The organism is Paenibacillus sp. R-74696 (assembly GCF_055814915.1).
This window is the reverse complement of record NZ_JBPULM010000037.1, coordinates 89,675-111,992: the sequence shown is the minus strand read 5'-3', so window position 1 is coordinate 111,992 and position 22,318 is coordinate 89,675. Positions and strand designations below refer to the sequence as shown.

General features: G+C 49.0%; 19 protein-coding genes. 11 read left to right on the top strand and 8 right to left on the bottom strand.

Annotated elements, in window-relative coordinates:
- Positions 1-14: 14 nt before the first annotated feature.
- Positions 15-842 carry a polyamine aminopropyltransferase gene (gene speE, locus ACSR9A_RS18000; RefSeq protein WP_341280444.1) on the bottom strand — a complete coding sequence of 276 codons (828 nt, stop codon included), beginning with the start codon at positions 840-842 and terminating at the stop codon, positions 15-17.
- Positions 843-1,197: 355 nt separating this feature from the next.
- On the opposite strand from speE, the gene ACSR9A_RS17995 reads away from it, so the two are divergent.
- From ACSR9A_RS17995 to ACSR9A_RS17965, 7 genes are all read left to right on the top strand, one after another.
- Entirely contained in the window at positions 1,198-3,252 is a 2,055-nt protein-coding gene (locus ACSR9A_RS17995; protein ID WP_473758710.1) for a transglycosylase domain-containing protein, read from the top strand.
- A 139-nt stretch (positions 3,253-3,391) separates the two neighbouring features.
- Positions 3,392-3,661 (top strand): hypothetical protein, encoded by a 270-nt coding sequence (locus ACSR9A_RS17990; protein ID WP_473758674.1) that lies wholly within the window; start codon positions 3,392-3,394, stop codon positions 3,659-3,661.
- 391 nt (positions 3,662-4,052) lie between these two features.
- Entirely contained in the window at positions 4,053-5,018 is a 966-nt protein-coding gene (gene cyoA, locus ACSR9A_RS17985) for a ubiquinol oxidase subunit II (RefSeq protein ID WP_473758709.1), read from the top strand.
- Positions 5,019-5,042: 24 nt separating this feature from the next.
- Positions 5,043-7,016: a cbb3-type cytochrome c oxidase subunit I gene (locus ACSR9A_RS17980; RefSeq protein WP_473758673.1), complete on the top strand. Its 1,974-nt coding sequence runs from the start codon at positions 5,043-5,045 to the stop codon at positions 7,014-7,016.
- Entirely contained in the window at positions 7,016-7,648 is a 633-nt protein-coding gene (gene cyoC, locus ACSR9A_RS17975) for a cytochrome o ubiquinol oxidase subunit III (protein ID WP_338553968.1), read from the top strand. Before ACSR9A_RS17980 ends, cyoC begins: the two co-directional genes overlap by 1 nt.
- Position 7,649: 1 nt before the next feature.
- Positions 7,650-7,973: a cytochrome o ubiquinol oxidase subunit IV gene (gene cyoD, locus ACSR9A_RS17970; RefSeq protein ID WP_341280440.1), complete on the top strand. Its 324-nt coding sequence runs from the start codon at positions 7,650-7,652 to the stop codon at positions 7,971-7,973.
- A 180-nt stretch (positions 7,974-8,153) separates the two neighbouring features.
- Positions 8,154-8,882, top strand: coding sequence for a peptidylprolyl isomerase (locus ACSR9A_RS17965; protein ID WP_473758708.1), 729 nt, complete (start codon positions 8,154-8,156; stop codon positions 8,880-8,882).
- A 44-nt stretch (positions 8,883-8,926) separates the two neighbouring features.
- Here the strand turns inward: ACSR9A_RS17965 and ACSR9A_RS17960 are convergent, their stop codons facing one another.
- Together ACSR9A_RS17960 and ACSR9A_RS17955 are read right to left on the bottom strand one after the other, a co-directional pair.
- Positions 8,927-9,913, bottom strand: a complete 987-nt coding sequence (locus ACSR9A_RS17960; RefSeq protein ID WP_473758672.1) for a LacI family DNA-binding transcriptional regulator — start codon at positions 9,911-9,913, stop codon at positions 8,927-8,929.
- Positions 9,914-10,344: 431 nt separating this feature from the next.
- Complete coding sequence (locus tag ACSR9A_RS17955; protein WP_473758707.1) at positions 10,345-13,707, bottom strand: GH36-type glycosyl hydrolase domain-containing protein; 3,363 nt, start codon at positions 13,705-13,707, stop codon at positions 10,345-10,347.
- 674 nt (positions 13,708-14,381) lie between these two features.
- On the opposite strand from ACSR9A_RS17955, the gene ACSR9A_RS17950 reads away from it, so the two are divergent.
- The 4 genes from ACSR9A_RS17950 (at position 14,382) to ACSR9A_RS17935 (ending at position 18,303) form a co-directional block, all read left to right on the top strand.
- A complete protein-coding gene (locus ACSR9A_RS17950) occupies positions 14,382-15,647 on the top strand; it encodes a sugar ABC transporter substrate-binding protein (protein ID WP_473758671.1) in 1,266 nt (421 codons plus the stop codon).
- A gap of 97 nt (positions 15,648-15,744) precedes the next feature.
- The gene (locus tag ACSR9A_RS17945) at positions 15,745-16,632 is read left to right on the top strand and encodes a carbohydrate ABC transporter permease (RefSeq protein ID WP_473758670.1); all 888 of its coding nucleotides are present in this window, start codon (positions 15,745-15,747) and stop codon (positions 16,630-16,632) included.
- 21 nt (positions 16,633-16,653) lie between these two features.
- Positions 16,654-17,484 (top strand): carbohydrate ABC transporter permease, encoded by an 831-nt coding sequence (locus ACSR9A_RS17940; protein WP_473758669.1) that lies wholly within the window; start codon positions 16,654-16,656, stop codon positions 17,482-17,484.
- Positions 17,485-17,511: 27 nt separating this feature from the next.
- Positions 17,512-18,303, top strand: coding sequence for an alpha/beta hydrolase (locus tag ACSR9A_RS17935; protein WP_473758668.1), 792 nt, complete (start codon positions 17,512-17,514; stop codon positions 18,301-18,303).
- 74 nt (positions 18,304-18,377) lie between these two features.
- Here ACSR9A_RS17935 and ACSR9A_RS17930 read toward each other — a convergent pair whose 3' ends face one another.
- The 5 genes from ACSR9A_RS17930 to ACSR9A_RS17910 all read right to left on the bottom strand — a co-directional run bounded on the left by ACSR9A_RS17930 (position 18,378) and on the right by ACSR9A_RS17910 (position 22,123).
- Entirely contained in the window at positions 18,378-19,010 is a 633-nt protein-coding gene (locus tag ACSR9A_RS17930) for a hypothetical protein (protein WP_473758667.1), read from the bottom strand.
- Positions 19,007-20,209 carry a hypothetical protein gene (locus ACSR9A_RS17925; RefSeq protein WP_473758666.1) on the bottom strand — a complete coding sequence of 401 codons (1,203 nt, stop codon included), beginning with the start codon at positions 20,207-20,209 and terminating at the stop codon, positions 19,007-19,009. Before ACSR9A_RS17925 ends, ACSR9A_RS17930 begins: the two co-directional genes overlap by 4 nt.
- Positions 20,210-20,234: 25 nt before the next feature.
- On the bottom strand, positions 20,235-20,870 hold the full coding sequence (locus tag ACSR9A_RS17920; RefSeq protein ID WP_473758665.1) for a zf-HC2 domain-containing protein: 636 nt from the start codon (positions 20,868-20,870) through the stop codon (positions 20,235-20,237).
- Positions 20,867-21,523, bottom strand: a complete 657-nt coding sequence (locus ACSR9A_RS17915) for an RNA polymerase sigma factor (protein WP_473758664.1) — start codon at positions 21,521-21,523, stop codon at positions 20,867-20,869. Before ACSR9A_RS17915 ends, ACSR9A_RS17920 begins: the two co-directional genes overlap by 4 nt.
- Positions 21,524-21,610: 87 nt before the next feature.
- Positions 21,611-22,123: a YwhD family protein gene (locus tag ACSR9A_RS17910; protein ID WP_056035079.1), complete on the bottom strand. Its 513-nt coding sequence runs from the start codon at positions 22,121-22,123 to the stop codon at positions 21,611-21,613.
- Between the last annotated feature and the right edge of the window lie 195 nt (positions 22,124-22,318).

The following is a 22,318-nucleotide window of genomic DNA, read 5'->3' as shown; positions in this document are numbered from 1 at the left end:
TTCTGTACGTTTGCTTATTTAATCAGGTCTTCCACAAATTTAGGCAGCACGAATGCCGCTTTGTGAAGGCGCGGAGTGTAATATTTCGTATCGATCTCGGCGATCGATGCTTCGTCAACCTCAAGCGGATCGTATTTTTTGCTGCCCAGCGTAAATGTCCACAGGCCGCTTGGATACGTAGGAATGTTCGCACCGTATACACGCACGATTGGAAACACTTCTTTCACATCTTTATTGACGCTTTGGATCAGGTCAGCTTTAAACCACGGATTGTCTGTCTGTGCAACGAAAATGCCATCTTCCTTCAGTGCTTCGTAAATACCTTGATAGAAGCCGCGTGTGAACAGGTTAGCTGCAGGGCCAACTGGCTCTGTGGAGTCAACCATAATGACATCATACGTGTTTTTGTGATCGTGGATATGCATGAAGCCGTCATTCACGATAACTTCTACGCGCGGGTTGTCCAGCTCGCCAGCAATGGTTGGCAAATATTTTTTCGAATATTCGATAACTTTGCCGTCGATGTCAACGAGGACTGCTTTTTTCACCTTAGGGTGTTTCATGATTTCGCGAATAACGCCACCGTCGCCGCCGCCCACAACGAGCACATGCTCAGGGTTCGGGTGCGTGAACAGGATTGGGTGCGCCACCATCTCGTGGTAAACGAACTCATCCTTAACTGTCGTCATAACCATGCCATCCAATACGAGCATCGTTCCGAATTCTTCCGTCTCAATCATATCGAGCTTTTGAAAGTCCGTTTGTTCCGTAACATAAGTTTCTGTAATCTTCGCCGTAATGCCGAAGCTGTCCGTTTGTTTCTCCGTGTACCACAATTCCATAGCGTGATATCCCTTCTTTCCGTCAATGGTTCAATCTGTATTATAGTAGAACGAGGTCAAAAAGCAACCTTTTACACCATATCCGCCCAAAAAATTAACACTCCGCTAACATAGGATGAATATAGCCTCCCTGCTTTTTCCATACTAAAGAGGAATGATCGTTCATCCGAAGGGAGCACGCTCCATGAACAAGCACAAAATCAAGCCCGTCAAGCCGTCCTTAAGACGCAAGCTTTCCGCGTTTTCTGAGCGGTTTTTCCCTAGACTCCACCAGCGGCCAAGCATGAACCGAATGAGGCGCCCACAAGCGGCCCAAGCATCCGCACAGCAAGCATCCCGGCAGCAAACGCCTGGCATGGTCCAGCAGCCTACGGCCTTTCATCGATTTAAAAAATGGACGGGGCGAATCGCCGCGCTGTTTCTGCTGCTGACCGCCTGCCTTGTCGGCGCTCTGTTGTATTTAAGCATGCAGTCGCTGCCCGCAGCATCCATTAGCCAAACCTCTCAAATGCTCGACCTGCATGGTCAGGTTATCGATACATTCCATACTGGCGAAAATCGCCGTTCGGTTCCGCTCGATCAAATTTCCCCCAATCTGGTGAAGGCGACCATCGCTATTGAAGACAGGCGCTTCTACGACCACCCCGGCTTCGATATTAAAGGATTGGGGCGCGCCATTGTAGCAAATACCGTTTCGTTATCAGCCAAGCAAGGGGCCAGCACGCTGACGCAGCAGCTCGCCCGCAATTTGTATTTGACGCATGAGAAAACGTGGCAGCGCAAATTCAAGGAAGCGATCTACACCATGCAGCTGGAGATGCATTATTCCAAGGATGAAATTTTGAGCCTTTATTTGAACCAAATTTATTACGGCCATGGCGCTTATGGCATTGAGGCGGCAGCTTCGCTCTATTTTAATAAGAAAGCATCGGAATTGACGCTCGCCGAAAGCGCCATGCTGGCGGGCATTCCGAAGGGACCCAAATATTATTCCCCGTACATGGATATGAAAAACGCCAAGGACAGGCAGCTTACCATTTTGTCCATTATGGCGGAGGATGGCGTGATTTCGAGGTCGGAGGCGGATAAGGCTTATGAAGAGCTGCTGCAATTTCAGCCTCTTGGAGCCGGCAACCAGAGCGGATTCGCGCCGTATTTTCGCGACTATGTGAAGTATTTGGCCGTGGACAAGCTCGGCATCAACGAACAGCTGCTGAACGAGGGCGGAATTACGATTTATACAACCCTTGATCCTGTGGCGCAAAATGCTGCCGAAACCGCCATCGACAAGGAATTGTCAGGCAGCGAAGGGCAGCAGGCAGCGCTCATCTCGCTCGATCCGCGCAATGGCTACATTAAAGCGATGGTTGGCGGGCGCGATTACAAAAATAATCAATTTAATCGTGTATTTGCCGATACACGCCAGCCCGGCTCTTCGTTCAAGCCGATTGTTTATTTGACCGCGCTCCAAAGCGGCCTCTTAACGCCTGCTTCACGATTCAAGAGCGAGCCCACTTCCTTCATCTACGATGAGGGACGCAAAGTATATAAGCCCAGCAATTACAATGACAAGTACACCAACGACTTTATTACGATGCGGCAAGCGATTGCCAGCTCCGATAACATTTACGCTGTAGATACCATTATGACGGTTGGCGCGGACAAAGTAATTGAGACGGCGCGCAAGCTGGGCATTACGAGCCCCATGAGCCCGCTGCCTTCACTCGCTCTGGGCACCTTCCCGGTCAGCCCTTACCAGATGGCCTCCGCTTTCGCTGTGCTGGCGAACGGAGGCAAGCGGGTAGAGCCGATCGCCATCATGCGAATCGAGGATCGCAGCGGACATATTTTATATGAAGCGAAGCAGCAGGCCCAGCAGATTGTTGATCCCGCAAATGCGTTCGTATTGACCAGCCTGATGGAAAGCGTCTTCGAGAGCGGAGGCACCGGAAATCGCGTGGCCGCCATGATCAAACGGCCCGTTGCCGGCAAAACGGGAACGACTGCTAATGATGCTTGGCTGGTTGGCTATACGCCAGAGCTTGCTACCGCGGTGTGGACAGGCTTTGACAAAGGCCGCAAGCTGACCGTGGCCGAAGCGCACCACGCAGCGCCGATTTTCGCAGCCTATACGGAGCAGGCGCTATCAGCGGTTCCGCCAAAAATTTTCCCAATACCCGCAGATGTCGTCAGCGTCTACGTCGATCCAGTCAGCGGCAGAGTTGCAGAAGCCACCTGTTCGGGGAAACAGCTCGAATATTTCGTCAAAGGCACTGAGCCTGTTGAAGTGTGCGGCGAAGCCTCTGGCGATCCCGGCGACTCCTCCGTTCAGGGAACAGATGAGAGCAAAACAGCCGAAGAACGAAAACCATGGTGGAATGATTTGAAACGCTGGTGGCAGCACAACTAAGACAAAAACCTAAAAGTAAAGCTACTTCACCTAATTTTGTCGAAAATTTGATCAAATCGTGAATTTTCTTTGAACAAATTGCATAAAGTGTGTTATAATGAGTTCAAGAAAGCACTTACAAGTAAACGGGGTGTTTATAATGACAACGAAAACAGCAACAATCAGCGACGTTAAATCAGCAACTGCAGCTAGTGTGAAACGTTTGGTAACCGCAATGACGATCATCGCTTGGACCGTTCTCTCTATAGGCGTAGTCCTTTGCTTAATAAATCTCAGCCACTTCAGCGACAAGAACGTTTGGCTTATGGTCGGGCTCGGATTTATGGTCGGCAGTGTATTTATTTACACAATCGGCACTGCAATTGGCCTTGTTCATGCAAGACGGGCGCAGGCTGAAGAACACAAGTAACCGTATTGAAGCAGCACCACAATGGAGAAAGCACAATTTAAAGTCTCACCGTCGAATTGACAGTGGGGCTTTTTATTTTTTTCAGCCTATTTAATGTAGCTACAATTATGACGATAGGATTCATGTGAAGGGACAAGCCTTAGCCCGCGCAAACCGCTAAAGGACGGTGACAGCCGCTTCATCTTAGATAAAGTCACGTTTTTCTGAGAGCCAGTGAATGACAATTGTCGAACTAGTGAACTTTCTATTACGAAAAAAAGACGAATTGTTGACGTAATTGTTAAGTCAGCAGTTATTCTCCGTAACTTCTGCTAATGTTAAGGCTAAGAGTATATCCAAGGAGTTGAACCATTTGAGACGTTATATTCGTGTATTGACACCCCTGCTCATCATGCTGATGGCCGTTCTTCTCTCTGGCTGCGGCGAGCAGTATCTGGTGCTCGATCCAAAAGGACCGATTGGCGAAAGCCAGAAGGATTTGATTTATTTTTCGACGATCCTCTGTCTAGTTATTGTCGTGCCCGTTCTGATTTTGACCGGCTTCATTGTATGGCGCTATCGCGACAAAAAGGGCAACAACGCTCCCTACCAGCCAAACTGGAATCACAGCACGAAGCTGGAGATTATTTGGTGGAGCATTCCAATCGTAATTATCGCTATTCTGGCGATCGTGACGGTGAAGTATACGTACGAGTTGGAGCCATCCAAACCAATTGTTTCTGCTAAAGCACCGGTAACGATTGAAGTAACCTCATTGGATTGGAAATGGCTGTTCACTTACCCCGAAGAGGGCATATCTACAGTCAACTATCTTCAAATACCAGAGGGCACTCCGATTCAATTCAGACTGACTTCTGATACGGCGATGAATTCGTTCTGGATTCCACAGCTGGGCGGCCAAATTTATACGATGTCCGGCATGGCCATGACCCTTTATCTGCAGGCAGATGAAATCGGCAATTATTATGGCTCGGGCGCCAACTTCACTGGGGAGCATTTTGCGCAAATGACCTTTAATGTGAAGGCAACTTCCGAGGATGATTATAAGGCATGGGTTCAAGAGGTGAAAACAACTGCTCCCGCTCTGACGCAAGAAGGCTTCGAGAAGCTGACTGAGCCAAGCGTTGAGACTGTACAATCGTTCTCCTCCTTCCCTGAAGGATTGTTCCAGAAAGTCGTGATGCAATATATTGGCGAAGGCGGCTCTTCCCATCATCATGGCGGCTCCGCAGCTACAGAAGAAGACTCAAGCAAGGATCACGAGGATATGGATATGAGTGATATGGACATGAAAGATATGGACGGTATGGATATGAATCATGACCAAGAATCTTCAACGAACGAGCATTCACATTAAACACAAGACGAAAGGAGACGCCGCATGTTTCAGAATCTAATCGATTTCCTGCTCAATGATTTTTTCATCACTGGCGACCCGCTCATTCTTGGAGCACAGGTATCCATCGGCTTGTCCATGGTTGCCGTCGTATTCGCCTTGTCGTATTTCAAAAAATGGCGCTGGCTATGGACGGAATGGCTGACCACCGTCGATCATAAACGGATCGGGATTATGTATATTATCGCGTCGATTCTCATGCTTTTCCGTGGTGGCGTCGATGCCCTGCTGATGCGGGTGCAGCTCGCAGTACCGCAGGTAGAGTTCCTCCACGCCGATCACTATAATGCAATTTTTACAACGCACGGCGTAATTATGATTTTATTTATGGCGATGCCGCTTATGTTCGGCTTATTCAATATCGTTGTGCCGCTGCAAATCGGCGCACGCGACGTCGCTTATCCGTTCCTAAACTCGCTCAGCTTTTGGATGTTTTTCTTTGGCGCCATGCTGTTTAACGTTTCCTTCGTTATCGGCGGTTCGCCGGATGCAGGCTGGCTGGCCTATCCACCGCTCTCTGAGCTGTCAGGAAGCCCAGGTCTAGGACAGGATTTCTATATTTGGGGCATTCAGATTTCCGGTATCGGCTCCTTGGCCACCGGTATTAACTTTGTCGTAACGATTCTGAAAATGCGCGCACCAGGCATGAAGCTGATGAAAATGCCGATGTTTGTCTGGTCCGTCCTTTCATCATGTATTACGATTATGTTCGCTTTCCCAATCTTGACCGTTACACTGTTCCTGCTGTTCATTGACCGTTACTTCGGCGCTCACTTCTTTACGCTCGATGGCGGCGGTAATCCGATGATGTACATCAACCTCATCTGGATGTGGGGACATCCCGAAGTTTATATCGTTATTTTGCCAGCTTTCGGTATTTTCTCCGAGGTCGTTTCGGCTTTCTCGAAGAAAAAGCTGTTTGGCTACAAATCCATGGTATTCGCCCTCATGTCGATCAGCTTCTTCTCGTTCTTCACATGGGCGCATCACTTCTTCACCATGGGCTCCGGCGCCAACGTCAATGCCTTTTTCGCTGTAACGACGATGCTTATTGCGATTCCTACAGGCGTTAAAGTATTTAACTGGCTGTTTACGATGTTCCGAGGCAAGCTGACGTTCCCAACGCCAATGCTTTGGACGATCGCGTTTATTCCTTGCTTTGTCGTCGGCGGTATGACTGGGGTTATGCTTTCCGTCGCCCCTGCTGACTTCCAGTTCCACAACAGTTACTTCCTGATTGCTCACTTCCACCAAGTGCTGATCGGGGGCGTCGTATTCGGTTACTTCGCCGGACTTTACTACTGGTGGCCGAAAATGTTCGGATTCAAGCTGCATGAAGGCCTTGGAAAATGGGCATTCTGGCTGTGGAACATCGGTTTCTACGTTTGTTTCATGCCGCAGTACGCGCTTGGCCTGATGGGCATGACCCGTCGTTTCAACGAATACAACTTTGATATGGGCTGGCAGCCGCTTAACGTCGTTTCCACTGTCGGCGCGTTTATTATGGGTCTGGCGTTCCTGTTCCAAGTATGGCAAATCGCGCACAGCATTAAGTTTTACAAAAAAGAGCCAAACGGCGATTCATGGGATGGCCGTACGCTGGAATGGTCGATTCCATCTCCTGCACCGCTTTATAACTTTGCAAGAGTTCCGGTTGTAGAAACAGAGGATGCTTGGTGGGAAGAGAAGCAGCGTCTGGCAAATGGCGGAAAGCCTAAGCCGCTTGCTCCTCTTGAACCGATTCATATGCCGAAAAACTCTGCCATTCCATTTTTGATATCCGTTTCCTTCTTCGTTATGGGCTTCGGGTTCGTCTGGGATTGGAAATGGATGATTATACCTGGCGCAATCGGCATTGCCATTTGCATGCTGGCACGTTCCTTCAGCTACGATACCGACTACTACATTCCTGTAGATGAGATCGAGCGGACGGAAGCCGCATTAGGAGGGACAAAATAATGGCACAAGCAGTAACCGGTCATGACAAGCACGGCCATGGCGGCCACGGTCATCATGACGAGCACCATGAGCATGAACATGAATCACTCAAAACATTCGGCTTCTGGATGTTTCTGATTACCGACGTTATTTTGTTCGGTACGCTATTTGCAACATTTGTCGTTCTTCGATTCAGCACGGATGGCGGCCCTACGGCCGCCGAGATGTTCAAGATGCCTGGCGTCATCGCCGAGACATTCATCTTGCTCACAAGTAGCTTCACAAGCGGTATCGCTGTGCTTCAAATGCACAAAGGCAATAAGAAGGGCCTCATTGGCTGGCTCGCTGTTACCGCGGTTCTCGGTCTTGCCTTCATCTATTTGGAGGTTAGCGAGTTTATCGAGCTGGTACACGAAGGCGTAACAATTGGCACTAGCGCTTACTGGTCAGCCTTCTTTACACTCGTCGGTACACACGGACTTCACGTATCGGTCGGTATTGTATGGATGACGGCGCTGATGATTCAGCTGTACCGTCGCGGCATTACGCCAGTTACACAGCGCAAGGTTAATATTATTAGCTTGTACTGGCACTTTTTGGACGTCGTATGGATTTTCGTCCTTACGGTCGTCTATCTGATGGGGGTGATGTAGCATGGATAACCACAACTCGCATTCCCCGTCTCATGAAACACATGGTTCCATGAAATCCTATGTCATCGGGTTTGTATTGTCGATTATTTTGACCATTATCCCGATTGTCATTGTCATGAACGGTATGCTAAGCAAGCAGCTGACGGTAATCGTCATTCTGATTATGGCCGCTTTGCAGTTCGTCGTTCAATTGTTATTCTTCATGCATTTAAGAGACGAGGAAAAGCCGCGTTACAATACGATGGCACTCATATTCGGGCTCGTCATCTTGCTCACCATCGTTGCAGGCTCCATTTGGATTATGGCCTACAACGTAGTAGGTTAACTTACGCATAACAGCAAGAACCTCCGCTGGCGCTCCTTGGACGCTGGCGGAGGTTCTTGCTGTTTCGCTTTATTTTCCAATTCAGCTATAGTACACTTGGAATAGCTTTTAACCCGATCAGACTGCAGCTAATGCTGCGTCTCCACATTATTTTTAGGAGGAACCATTTACATGTTGAAAATGAAAAGCACTAAAAAAGCTTTTTCGCTGCTAGTGCTTCTGGTAGCTATGATGCTTGTTATATCCGCTTGTGGTGCAGGTAGCACTGCGGGCAGCAATTCCAGCTCAGGAGCCGCTGGAACGGCAGCAAACGCGTCCAGCGAGTCTTCCGCGCCCGCTGCATCGGCCGAGCCATCACCAGACTCGGCGGCCAATCTTCTTGATTCGGACAAGCATCCACTCGTAACGATTCAAATGAGCAATGACACCATTATTAAAGTTGAGCTGTACCCGGAGATTGCGCCGAATACGGTTAACAATTTTATAGCACTCGTCCAAAAAGGCTATTATGACGGGTTGATTTTTCACCGTGTCATTCAAGGGTTCATGATTCAAGGCGGCGACCCAGACGGGACAGGCGCTGGCGGCCCTGGCTACTCCATTCCAGGGGAATTCACATCAAATGGCTTTCAAAATGATTTAAAGCATACACGCGGTGTAATCTCAATGGCCAGAACGGGTGAACCAAACTCCGCCGGCTCGCAGTTTTTCATTATGGTAGCGGATGCGCCAACGCTTGATAACCAGTACGCTTCCTTCGGGGCCGTCATTGAAGGCATGGATGCCGTTGATGAAATCGTCAACCAGCCAACGAACAGCCAAGATCGCCCGAATGAGCCGCTTGCGATGACGAAAGTGACCGTCGACTTGAAGGGCATGACATTCGAGGAGCCGGAGCAAACAAAGTAGGATATGATAGTTGCATTTGATCTGCATGGCAACAAGGAAAGAGGCTAGCGCCGGGCGCTAGCCTCTTTATTTATCCCAACAGAGTCGCCTTCAACCAGCGTCACATAAATTCGCTCGTTCTCGACCGGCTCTCCGGCTATGATTTTCAGCAGCTGCTCAGATGCAAGCGCTCCCCATTTATGCTTGGAATAATCAATCGTAGCCAGCTTTGGCTGCATATACGACGCCAGCTCCACATTGTCAAAACCGATAATATGAATATGCTCCCCTACAACATAGTCTGTCAGGGATACATAGTTGTGTACGCCAATCGCCATCTCATCGTTCATGCAAAAAACAGCAGCTGGCTCCGTATACTCAGCCAATATTCTTTTAGCCGCCTCCTCGCCGGATTCCTTGCGGAAGCTGCCTTCAATCGCTTTAAACGTTAAGTCATCGCAGCGCTCCACCGCCTGCTTGACCGCCTGCAGCCGCTGACCTGCATCATAGGACTCATCCGGACCCATTATGGCATAGATTTTCCGAAAGCCCCGATCCAGCAAATGCTCCATCGCAAGCGTAGCTCCTGCCTTGTTATCAAGCAGCACCTGATTGATGTTCGGGTGGTTCAGCTCGCGGTCGAGCACGACTACTTTATGCCCCAGCGCCGCATACCGCAGCAGCTCATCGCTATCGAACGTGGCATCGAGCACAATTGCCCCATCAATCATCCGCTCAGGAAGCATGCGATGCGAACGTTTGCCGCTGCATACGATCATATCATAGCCTTTGCGGTGCAGCATTTCATTCACCCCTTGCAGCAAATCCCCGTAAAAGGCCCCACTGAAGTCGGTCAAATATACGCCAATAATTTTAGTCTCACGCGTCTTAAGCGTTCGGGCAGCTGCGTTCGGCACGTAGTTCAACTCTTTGGCTATAGCTAAAATTTTGGCGCATGTCTCCGATGTCACCTTTGGGCTGCCATTCAGCGCGTAGGAAACTGTCGATATCGAGACACCAGCCTTCTTAGCGATATCTTTAATACTGACCACTGCACTCTCTCCAATCTGTTACTTCGAGCGTAAACGGCTGTCGCTACCTTCGGTAGCAAAGCACGTTTCGCGTAGAAATGTAAGCCTGATAATAAGAGTTATCCCTTATTATTCTTAGATTTCAAGCGTAAACGGCTGTCGCTACCTTCGGTAGCAAAGCACGTTTCGCGTAGAAATGTAAGCCTAATAATAAGAGTTACCCCTTATTATTCTTAGATTTCGAGCGTAAACGGCTTTTCCATTCAAATGGAAAAGCTCGTTTCGCGTAGAAATGTAAGCCTAAATCATATAAAAGCCTATTAAAGGCATATAAACTTATAAACACTTATATTTTAAATTATTCCTGATTAATTAACTATATCATAACAGGCTAAAGTTGGATCGCCTTATGTGCATACGGCGATCCAAAACGAATCGCCGTACACCATTCCTTACATGAAAATGTCGATAATCGTGTTTTCGCCAGACTGATCCTGCTTCAGCAGCTGCGGGGAAATTTCTAATCCGCCTGTACGATAACGATTGGAGCCGAATTCAGCTTCCATTTCATTTCCATTTATTTTCACGCTTTTCACGGTCGTATTGCCATCGCCCTTCAAATGGTAGACGAAGGTAATCGGAATGCCCTGATATTCGAAATCGAATCGCAGGCCATTGAGCGACTGCGGCAGCACCGGATCAACAATCAGCTTGCCTTGCACTTGGCGAATACCAAGCACATTGGCTACGAGCTGGTTCATATAAATTCCCGGCCCGCTGGAATAAATTCTCCAGCCGCCTTTAACCGGAGCAGAGCCGTCACGCAGCTCCGCGAAACGCTCCTGCGCCTCGTAACGCGTATTAAACTTGCCGTCCGAGCTGCTGAAATATGAATTGCTTTGGCGAAGCTCCGCATTAGGGACAGCGTCCTTCAAGCCGACAGGGTTAATGATCGCAAGTCCATTCCATGCTTCATCTACCTTGCCGAGCTTAGCCATCGCTTCTACGTAGCGGATATGGGCATGTACATATTGCAGCCCTACCTCGCGGCCAAAGTTCGCCGCCTGCTCAGCACGCTTGAAATGCGTGCTGACACCGCCGGTATATTTCGCTGGACGGTTCATCAGCCGCACGCCATCCGGACAATATAACTCTCGCTTAATGAGATCATAATGCGCCTCGGCCTGCTCAGCCGTAAGCAGCTCGGCAATCATGCTGCGGGTCATCGGAAGCAGGCGGTATTGTATGCCTGTCACCGCATCCGATGGATGCAGCATCAGCTCCGCTTGCTCTGGCTGCTCCATATACAAGAAGCCCGGAATGACGTCGGTTTGCAGCATGTAACGATTGAAGTCTGCTTTAATGCCCTCGCTCAGTGTGCCAAGCTCTGCTGCCCACTCTTTATTGTTCGCTTGCATGGCCGCAGACAAATGCGTAAACACCTGATAAGTAAGCGCCACTGTCCAGCTGCTCACCATATATTGCTTAAGCTGGGCGTTGGCAGGCTGCAGCGTGTCATCCCAATCCCCATCGCCATAGGAGGACAAATGGGTATCATGCAGGAAATGCCCCTTAATATAGGCAATTTCCTTCTGCGCATGTTCAAGCAGCGATGCCGTGTGCGACGTGAAAGCAAAGCCTTCTTTCGTCGTATAAGGAATCTGCTCCTCCAGCACAGAATAATCCTGCGTCGCTGTCAAATAGTCGCTGAGCACCTTGAGCGGCCATACGATAATATCGCCATGGCTTTCTTCCTGCTGCACGTTCACGTAGTTGTCGAACATAAACCATTGCGGCCAATTGCCGTCTTCCTCATATTGATGGGAAAAGACCGTCAGCAATATTTCACGAACCGCACCGTAATTTTGCATCGCCATAAAATATTCGGTCGGCCCTTGGCAAACATCCCGCGTTCCCCAAGCAGCGCCGCCATATTGCTCCAAGCCGTGCGGTACCGAATAATGGACAAGCATATTGTGCGTGTACCACCATGCCAGCGTATTAAACTTGTCCACATCAGCGGTATTGCCGCCTTTTTGCGTTAGCTGGAACCCATTCATAACCTGCTTGTAAAAAGCACGATAGGCCTGTGCCTGTGCTTCCGCATCCTCTACGCTAGCGGATTTCGCTGGAAGCTCTTCACCTTGCAGCAAGCCTTGCACGGTTAATGACCACTCGCTGCTAGCCCCGAGCTCCAGAACGACCAGCGATGCGCCGCCTGACTCCATTCCCGTTACGAGCTTTTGCTCATCCGCAACAGTCATTTCCGCTCCATCCACACGCAGTCGGTAGCGAAGCTTCGAATATACACCTGAGCTTAGTGCCGCCGAATCGGCCGTAAATTCTAGACCATCCTGATGCTCGCTCATATGATACGGCAAAATATATTCATTATCATTCATGGACACTTGGTTCGTGACCAGATAACGGTGCTTCCTTCCGCTTGTCGAACGGACATGCATCCGAACTTCCGGCGTATCTACAGTTGTATAATTTGTAATGATGATGAGATCATCTGACGTTTTGTAATACCATTTTGCAAAATTAAAGCCCATTTCAAACATCGACGGCATCGTAAGCAGACGATATACGCCATCCAACTCTACATAAATGCGTTGTCCCGACGTTTTCGGCACATTCAGCGCATTGCGGGCATTCGTCACCCATTTGTGGAACGTTGTGTTGCCTACAACCAGCTGCGAGTTGAACAGACCGTACATATATGAGGTTGTCGTCAGCACATGTGTGTTCAAGCGGTCATTGCCGCCCGTCATCAGAATATGGCCATGCGGACGCTCGACCAGCAGCTCTTTTTCCTTTAATACAACGTGCTCATGGGTCGCAGTGAAAAAAGAAAGCAGAGACTCTCCCGCATACTCCTCCTGCGAGCGTTCAGGAAACAAGCCATTAATCTCTTCCGCCGTCATCGATACGGTTTGCAAAGGAGAGCCAATAGCCGCCGCTTTGCGCACCGGATTTGCCTCTTGCGATTGTAAAGCAGGCGCAGCAGATACCTGCTCCCACGCTTGCTGCACTTCAGCCGTAAAGGCTAGCGAGGTTACCGCCTCCGCATGATTTTCCTTAAATAAGCCGTAAAAAACAACATTCAGCTCGCCGTCCAGCTTGGCAAGTGGCGCTTGCAGAGCCGTGTAGGCAAATTCATATTGGTAAACCTCATTAGCCAGCGATGGCTTCATTAAGGCTTCAGCCATATCCGTTTCCTTATAGCTTAGGCCATAGAACTGGAAGCCGTCTGTCGAATAGCCAGCTGCGCCTGTCCATGCTCCTTGCTGCAAATAAGGGAAGCTTCCGCGCTGCGGCATATTTTGGCGGGAACAAACGACATAACCGCGCTGCTCATCCTCAAATACAGAATGGTCAATATATTGCGATTGATAAGCTTCATTGCTGCGAACAGCGGCTTGGTCAGCAAGCCCGATGTCTTGACCATAGATGACATCGACCATCTCGCCATTGCCGACTACCAACACATCCCAAAACCATACGCCTGCTTCCGATAGTAGAAAACGTACCTGGTAACGAACGCCTTCTGCTTCTCCCGCCCATACAACTTGACTTGCACTATAGGAGACATGGCTATTCGAGCGCACGCCAAGCAAAGGAACGGCTACAATGCCAGATTCACGGTGCAAACGCAAATATATATTATTTAGTGAACCGTCTACCGCATTGGATAGAAGTTGATTAATCATGGTGTCGTTATGGGTAATTTGATAAAGATCGCCGCTGCTGAGAAAGGTGAACGATAGTTGTCCGGCCTCTACTTGAAAGCTGCTTCTGCTTGCTGCTGTCATGGTCATCACTCACTTTCCTGACTTTTTTAAAATATAAGAATTTATAAGTTTCACCCTTATAATCAGCTTATATTTCACCGCGAAACGGTAGCATTGCCGCCAGAGGACGGCTTCAGTCGTTTACGCTTGCTTATTTGTATACATAGGCTTTCAACAATAAACGCATAATAAACAGCTGATACTTGCGAAGTTGATGCAGATTGACGGCATTTGCCGAAATCAATCGAAACGTTTCTATTTTACAACTAAAAGGATTATAGAACGTTTTCATCCTTCCGTCAATTGCCTCCATTACCCGAATACCAAGTAGGTGAAACGTTTCTATTATCATTTTAACGCTTCAGAAGCAAATTTCAATAGCCAAAAAAAATGTGTTGAATACGATTACATTCTGTTTTATAATGACATCGAAACGTTTCTATGATCACTGGCATCTCATGATGCATTCGCGTATAATCTAAAATCGAAACGTTTCTATGTTTCATCAGGCTTATAAACTAAGGGGAGCTTTTCAGGAATATGGGAGAGGAGGCATGTCGCTTAAGGCATATGTTCAGAGGGAAGCCAGCTGCTTAACTGCCAGCGCCATTGCATAAACCGGCAACAATAGAGTCATCATTTACTTAAGCTACTGCACCTTAAAATCACAGCTTCTTAAAGAGAGGAAGATTGGAATGTTTAATAAATCCGTTAAAACTGCACTTATTAGTACAATGCTGCTTTCAGGTATTTTGACAGCTTGCTCTACATCCAATAATACAAATACAACAGGCGAGGCTGCTACTGGCGATCAGCCCGTTACCATTAAAGTTTGGGGTATGGGTGACCAAGAACAGACGCTCAAAACCATTTCCGAGCAATTCGAATCAGACAATCCGAACATTAAAGTCGATGTACAGGTTATCCCTTGGGGCTCGGCGCATGACAAGCTGCTGACAGCTGTTGCTTCCAAATCCGGTCCTGACGTGCTGCAAATGGGTACTTCTTGGATGCCGGAATTCGCAAATGCGGGCGCTTTGCTTGATTTGACGCCTTACATCGACCAATATCCTGAATTTAAACCTGAGAACTTTTTCGAGGGTATCGTAAATACAACGCAATTTGACGGCAAAACGTTCGGTATTCCTTGGTATGCTGAAACTCGCGTCCTGTTCTACCGCACCGACCTGCTGAAAGAAGTAGGCTATGACAAAGCGCCTGCTACTTGGGATGAGCTGAAGGATGCGGCAACGAAATTGACTGCGCGTGGCGAAGGCAAATACGGTATTGACCTCGTTCCAGGCGAGCCAACTCTGGGCATTATGTTTGCCCGCCAGAACGGTTCCAAGATTTTTGATGAGCAAAATAAACCTTTGTTCAATCAGCCGGAATTTGTTGACGCTGTAAAATATGTAGGCAGCTTCTATCAAGAGAAGCTTTCTCCTGTAGATCTCGGCATTGATGCTGTTCAAGGCTTTGCTGGCGACGGTGTTATCCCGATGTTCATCAGCGGACCTTGGATGATCAAGCCGATTAAAGAGCAAGCGCCAGATATCGAGGGTAAATGGGCAACCGCTGTTCTTCCATCCGGTTCGGTGAACAACAACTCGATTCTCGGCGGCTCAGATCTGACTGTATTCAAATACAGCAAAAATCAAGAAGCGGCAGTGAAGTTTATTGCCTACATGAGCAAGCCAGAAGTTCAGTTGAAATGGAAAGAGCTGTCCGATGCGCTTCCAGCTGTACAAAGCGTATGGCAAGATGCTTCTATGACTGCTGATCCTAACCTTCAAGTCATTGGGGAGCAGCTCAAGCATGCTGAAGCAACACCAGCTCTTACGGCTTATGACCAAATTTCGCAAAAATATGTAGCTCGCTTTGAGCAAATTTATCGCGCTAACGCTGACGTGCAGACGCAAATGGATGCTTTGAACGTTGAAGCTGAGAAATTAATTAAATAATCTTTTAGCCGGCAGCTGCTTTTGTATAGGGCTGTCGGTTATCCCTATTATTGTCCATTTGCGCAAAAGCGTAAATTTAAAGGATGTGACTTAGCCGATGAAAGGCATATTGAATAATAAAACACCTTATTTCTTTATAGCGCCAACGTTGATTTTGCTCGCTATGTTCTCCCTGCTGCCTATCGTTATTGCACTCGTCATCAGCTTCACCGATATGGATCTCGCCGGCCTTGCCGATTTTTCCAACATTTCATTTGTAGGTATGCAAAACTACTTGGACGTATTGACTGATCCGTTATTTGTTCAAGCGATTACCAATACGCTTTATTATGTCATTATTGGCGTTCCTTCGGTTATCGCCTTGTCGCTTGCGATTGCACTGCTGATTAACTTCGGCAGATCAAAAGTGTTTACGACGTTCCGCGTCATTTATTATTTGCCGTCCGTGACCAACGTCGTTGCAGTTGCGGTCGTATGGACTTATTTGTACAACCCATCGCTTGGCTTGTTCAACTATTTGCTGAACCTTGTGCATCTTCCCGATGTCCAGTGGCTCCAGCACCCGATTATAGCTAAAATCTCGCTGATCATTCTTGCCTTATGGCGGGCGATCGGACTGAATATGCTTATTTTTATTGCCGCTATCAAGGGCATTCCACGCTCTTATTACGAGGCTGCACAAATTGACGGAGCCAGCAGCTGGCAGCAAATGCGGACGATTACACTTCCGCTGCTGCGTTATGCTATTTTCTTCGTATCCATCACCACGATGATTGGCTGGATTCAATTTTTTGAAGAGCCGCTCATTATGACTAAAGGCGGACCGCTTAACGGCACGATGTCCGTAGCCTTGTTCATTTACAACAACGGCTTCCAATACAGCAAATTCGGATATGCTGCGGCAGGATCCTTTATACTATTTATTTCGATCATTATCATTACGCTTATTCAATTCAAGTTCCAGAACAAGGAAACAGATGTTTAAAGAAAGGAGAGGGGAATAATTATGGCACCGAAAACAAAAAGCGGCACAGCCCTTCAATGGCTGCTCGGCATTTTGCTGACTGGCGGCGGGATAGTAATGATGCTTCCGTTCGCATGGATGATTATGTCGGCGTTCAAGACGGAGAGCGAGGTCAAGCAGCTGCCTCCAACCCTATGGCCGAAAAATATTACGTTCGAAAACTTCAGCAATTTGTTCGTCAATATGCATTTTGGCACGTATTTGAGCAACACGCTGCTGATTGTCTTTTTCTCCTTTATCGGCTTGTTCCTAAATGCGATGGCTGGTTATGCTTTCGCCAAGTTCAAGTTCAAAGGCAAGGATAAGCTGTTCTATCTCGTACTCGCAACGATGATGATTCCCGGCCAGGTAACGATGATTCCTGTCTACCTGCTGCTTAATGAAATGCATCTGACCAATACGATGGTAGGTATCGTGCTTCCGGGCTTCGTTGGCGCATTCGGCATTTTTCTATTCCGCCAATTTATGTCCACGATTCCCGACGAGCTGCTGGAAGCAACTCGCTTGGACGGAGCTAGCGAAATTCGCACCTTCTTCCAAATCGTGCTTCCGATCTCTAAAGCTATTCTGGCCATTCAAGGCATTCTGACGTTTATCGGCGGCTGGAACAGCTTCCTGTGGCCGCTTATTATTGCCAATGACGAGAAGCTGTACACGCTGTCCGTCGGACTCGCTTTGCTCAAGGGCGAGCATGGCAGCAACTATGCTTTGCAAATGGCAGGCTCCACGTTCATGGTACTGCCAGTTGTCATCGTCTTTATTTTCTTCCAGAAGCAAATTATTGAGAATTATTCGATTTCCGGCATTAAATAAACGCTGGGTCAAGGAGGTTCCATCGCAATGGCCTTGTTTCAATGTGATTTTTTCTCGGAAAAGCTGGGCTTCTCGACTGGCATGTCGGTTATTTTGCCACAGCCATCTTTAGCTGACCTTTCTACCCGCCAGGAAGAAACGGATTACAAATATCCGGTGCTGTATTTGCTGCATGGGTTGTCCGATGACCATACCGCTTGGACGCGCTATACCTCCATTGAACGTTATGCTTCCAGCAAAGGAATTGCTGTCGTCATGCCTGGCGTGCATCGCAGCTTCTATGCCGATATGGAACAGGGCGGACGCTACTGGAGCTTTGTAAGCGAGGAGCTGCCGCTGGTGGCCCGCTCCTTCTTCCCGCTGTCAGCTCGCAGGGAAGACAACTTTGTCGCCGGCCTCTCGATGGGCGGCTACGGCGCGTTCAAGCTGGGATTGCATCATCCTGACCGCTTTGCCGCTGCGGCAAGCCTTTCTGGCGCGCTTGATGTTGCGAGCCGTCTCCAGCACCCGGACTTCTCTTATACGGATGAAGGCGAGTTTGGACGATTGTACGGCAGTATGGAGAAGCTCGAAGCGGGGAGTAGCAATCTATTTAACCTTTTAGCCTCTGCAGCTGCGCTTGCCCCTGATCAGCAGCCGAAGTTTTATCAATGCTGCGGGACAGAAGATTTTCTGTATGAGGATAATCTTCGCTTCAAGGCAGCAATGGAGGACTACGGGCTGACTCTCACCTATGACGAGGAGCCGGGCATGCATGAGTGGGGCTACTGGGATCGCAATATCCAGCGCGTCCTTGACTGGCTGCCGCTTTCCCGCTAGAACCTTAAAAGGGCCTGCTCCCGATAACAATCGGGGCAGGCGCTTTTAAGGTTCTTTTATCTATCAGATGAGTTCTAAAACCCGCGTTGCTCTATTTTAATCGACTTTGGCAATACCAGCGTCATTTGAGCGTTATACATATTCGACTGAAGCGGGCCATTATGCCGCTCAAATTCGCCGACCATGACATACATGACCGTTCCTATTACGCTTGTGCTAACCAGCTGTTCCGAAGTGTCAATCGGCTCAGCAGCCCAGTACTGCACCTGCCCCAGTAATTGCACCTTTCCTCCATCCACCTGATCCACACTTACTGGACGGAGCGCTTGTACGACGATTTTATCGATCTTCTCCGGCACGGAAATCGGCGCCGACTCAATAAGTGCCGTCCGTTCCATTTGGTGCATCGTCCCTCTAAGCTCGTCCAATATCCCCGTAGAGATCAGCCCCGCCATCGCAAGGCTGAAGCTCCCGATCATTCCAACGATAAATAGGCTGATCCAATCGTAACGCAGCGTCGTTCGCTCGCTTCCCGCAAACCAAATGTACAATATAATTTCCGCACCGAGCAAAATAAAAACAAGCGGCGCCACCCATAGCAGCATATTGTATGCCCCTGTCCCGCTCCAGATGGAGACCGCTACAGCGACCCCCATCAATAATAAGGTAACGCCCATCGAAAGCGTGCCTACACGCCACTGCTTCATTCGCTTTTCCCCTTCCGCAGCGATTCCGCCTGTTTCCAATCTTTAGGGGGAAGCCCTTTGTTTCGTTGAAACCCTCTGCCAAATGCCATACGCAGGCCAGCAGCAATCATGACAAAGGCTACCAGCGCGGTCGGCAAATTATATTTTATATTTTGATACTGGGCATACCATCTTGGAAAATAATTCGCAGCGTATTCGGCCAGAACACGATCACCCATAAAATACAGCCCGATCAGCAGCAGAGCGATGCCGATCCAGCGCTGATAAGGAGCAAACTGCGTAATAATCGCTTGATCCTTTAAGCCTTCCTGCGGTTCACTCGACAGCTGCCGCATCACATCGAAGAAAGCGAAAAACCAGAATAGCGGCATCAGGAATAGAAACATCGACAGCCGCATCGCATCCATTAAGTAGACGGAGGCGAGGAAGCCAGCCATAATTTGCAGGCCGCGTGTTTGAAGCCCGAGATATAGATGCCCTGCGCCAGGAAAGAGCGACAGCGTTGCAGCGAGCGCTTTATTTTTGCGCCCCTTGTTCATGTACTCCTCCAGCTCTTCAAAAAACGGTCGATCCTCCAAGGGCTCGCCCCGTTTTTTGCGCTGCAGCTGCTGTGAAGCATCAAAAATACTGTAAATCCAGATGACTGGCACGCCTAGCAGGAAAATAGTAAACTCTCCTGTCCCCGTTACCATCGATATAAAAATAACAACTGCGAACAAGCCGATAGATGCAATGAGGAACGCAATGCCCCGCTGCATCAGCCCTAGCGCCATATGGCCCAAGCCAGGAATGATGGACAGGAGCAGCGTATTCGTGCGCTCTTTCTGCTCGCTGTAGGTTAAGAGGTCTGCTTGTGCGTGCATCGCTCCCGGCGGCATGCTGTTGTACATCTGATCTGGACTTGGAGGTGCTCCTGCACCATAAGCAGCTTCATTCGGATACGGCTGCCGCCTGCCAATGAGCGTTACAATCATATCAAGCATATTGATGCCCCAAAATAGAAACGAAATCAAGCACAGAATAAAGCCCGTGTCATCTTCAATATAACTTACGATTGAAATCATAATCAAAATCGCGAGCGGTCCAAACCCTCCTGCTGCATAAAGTACAAATCTTATCGGACGCCCCATATAAGCATGGCCGAAGCCCGGCAGCATGGACAGCAGCAGCGCAACAATGGGCTTTTTCTCCCTATTCATCCGTTAATCTCTCCTTCATCATTCATTATTTAAACCGTTTGGAGGCGATGCCGTCCAGCCAGTGGGAAGTGCGATTCATCATTTGCTGCGACCAGGAGGGCTCGCGCTGCTCCTTGTCTCGGATGAGCTGCTCCTCTTTATGCTGCAGTCTGCTATGGTCCATTTTTTCAAGCTCCTGTGAAATGTTGTTCAGTACGCCTGTACCGAGCAGCAATAGGGTAATGACCGCCGCAGCGGTATAATGAGTGGCTGGATGCTGGAGCCAGGATTTGCGGCGGTATGATTTCTCTTGAAGGAACGGACCCGGCATGGACAGCTGCTGTTTTTCTGATTCAGATGGTCCGAAAAGCTGTCTGCTGAGCCTACTACCCATCTGTTCAAAATCCGGGAGCTCAATCGCCTGCTTTAACAGACTGGCTTCAGCTATATGTGGCTCGGCCATACAGGCGCTCCCTGCTATGTCCGCCTCCAATACGAGCATAAATCGCTCTAAGCATTCGTCACAGCCAGCAAGCTGCCGCTCGATCTGCTCGCGTTCCGGCTCGGATAGCAAATTCGCCACATATTGCTCCAGGAGGGAGGCCTCCACATGATTCACATGCTTGCCCTGCTGTTTCGTCCTCGAACTCTCGCCATGCTTGTGCTCCTCATGTTGACTCATTCAAAGTCCTCCCTTCTCCAGTGCCGCTTGATCCAGTTTCTTGCCCGGTACAGGCGCGATTCTACGCTTTTGCGCTCCAGTCCGGTTGAGGACGAAATTTCCTCATATGATTTCTGTTCTATATAATAGGCGTTTACGACTTCGCGATAATTTTCCGGGAGCTGCTCGACCTGTTCTCGTATGTAGCGTTTTTCCTCGCGCTCAATCGCAGCGCGCTCCGCGGGCATTGCGGTTCCTTGCCCATCGGTGTCCGGTCCCAGATTGTCCACATATTCGCTCAGTTCTTCCGGCTTGCGTGCCTTGCTCCTCTTCCAATCAATCGCACGGTTTACAGCAATGCGGGTCACCCAGGTTTTAAAGCCTTCCAGCCTGCACTCGGGGAGAGAGCGGTGAATTTGCAGCAGCACTTCCTGGGTAACATCCTCCGCATCATGCGGCGAATGAAGCACAGCATAAACCGTTTTATATATATGAGCGCCATATTCCTGCACGAATGACTGGAATTCCGCAGGCCCGCCGTCGCGGAGCGCTATTAACCATGCTTCATCTTGAATCTTGCTCTCCCCCTTCCCGTTATAATAGACGCCGGAACCTCGGCTATCCCCTGCACCTGCAACTTCTTTTTTTAGAAAAAAAATAAAAAGGCCCCGCACCAGCGCAGCAATCGCTGCCGCATTGGGCGGAACCCGTCACCTATAAGCACCCGGCTGGGAGCTGTCTTAGTCGTGCTTTCTGTAGGCCTACGCCTCCAAAGCCTGCTTCAGCTCATCGGAAGAATTGGTCCACCATTCTTCGTTATGCTCTATTAACAGCTTGCGGAACGCAGCCTTTTCTTCCGCACCCAGCTCGCCCAAGTTATAGCGGCGCTTAATCGCATGATCGAGCTTGTTGACATGATCGGCGAGAATTTTCCACCCGCGGCGCGCTTCCGTGTCGATCCACATTTCGCAAGCCGTTGCGCCAGCGTAGTTCGTGCCATTCTCTCCACGTTCTACCGCAACCCATACGATCCAGCATTGGCGGCCATTCGGCGTATCCTCTTTATTAGGTGAAAACTTGATGCCGCGCTCCACTTTGCTTTTCGCATGCATTGCGCCGTCGTCGATATAAGCGACGCCCGCATCAATAATAACGCAGGATACTTGGCTTAGATCAATGGTGCCTGCACCAAAGCCTTTATGCTGTTTATTGCTAACGACGTTAAGCGCGAGTGATTTCTTTTCTTTTTTCTCCGGTTGTCCTTGCTGTTCCATTCGTTCGTACACGTCCTCTCATCACATTTCATCTATTGTACTGCCGCAGCAGCTTGCAGCCAATCTCTCCTTTCCATTTTGACCGTTTTTACGCAATAACACAAGCGCACACGGCACAATTTCCTGCTGTATCCGCAAGTGGCTGCCGCTTTACACGCCTTCAGCAGCGCCGCTGCAAAAATCCACAAGACTATT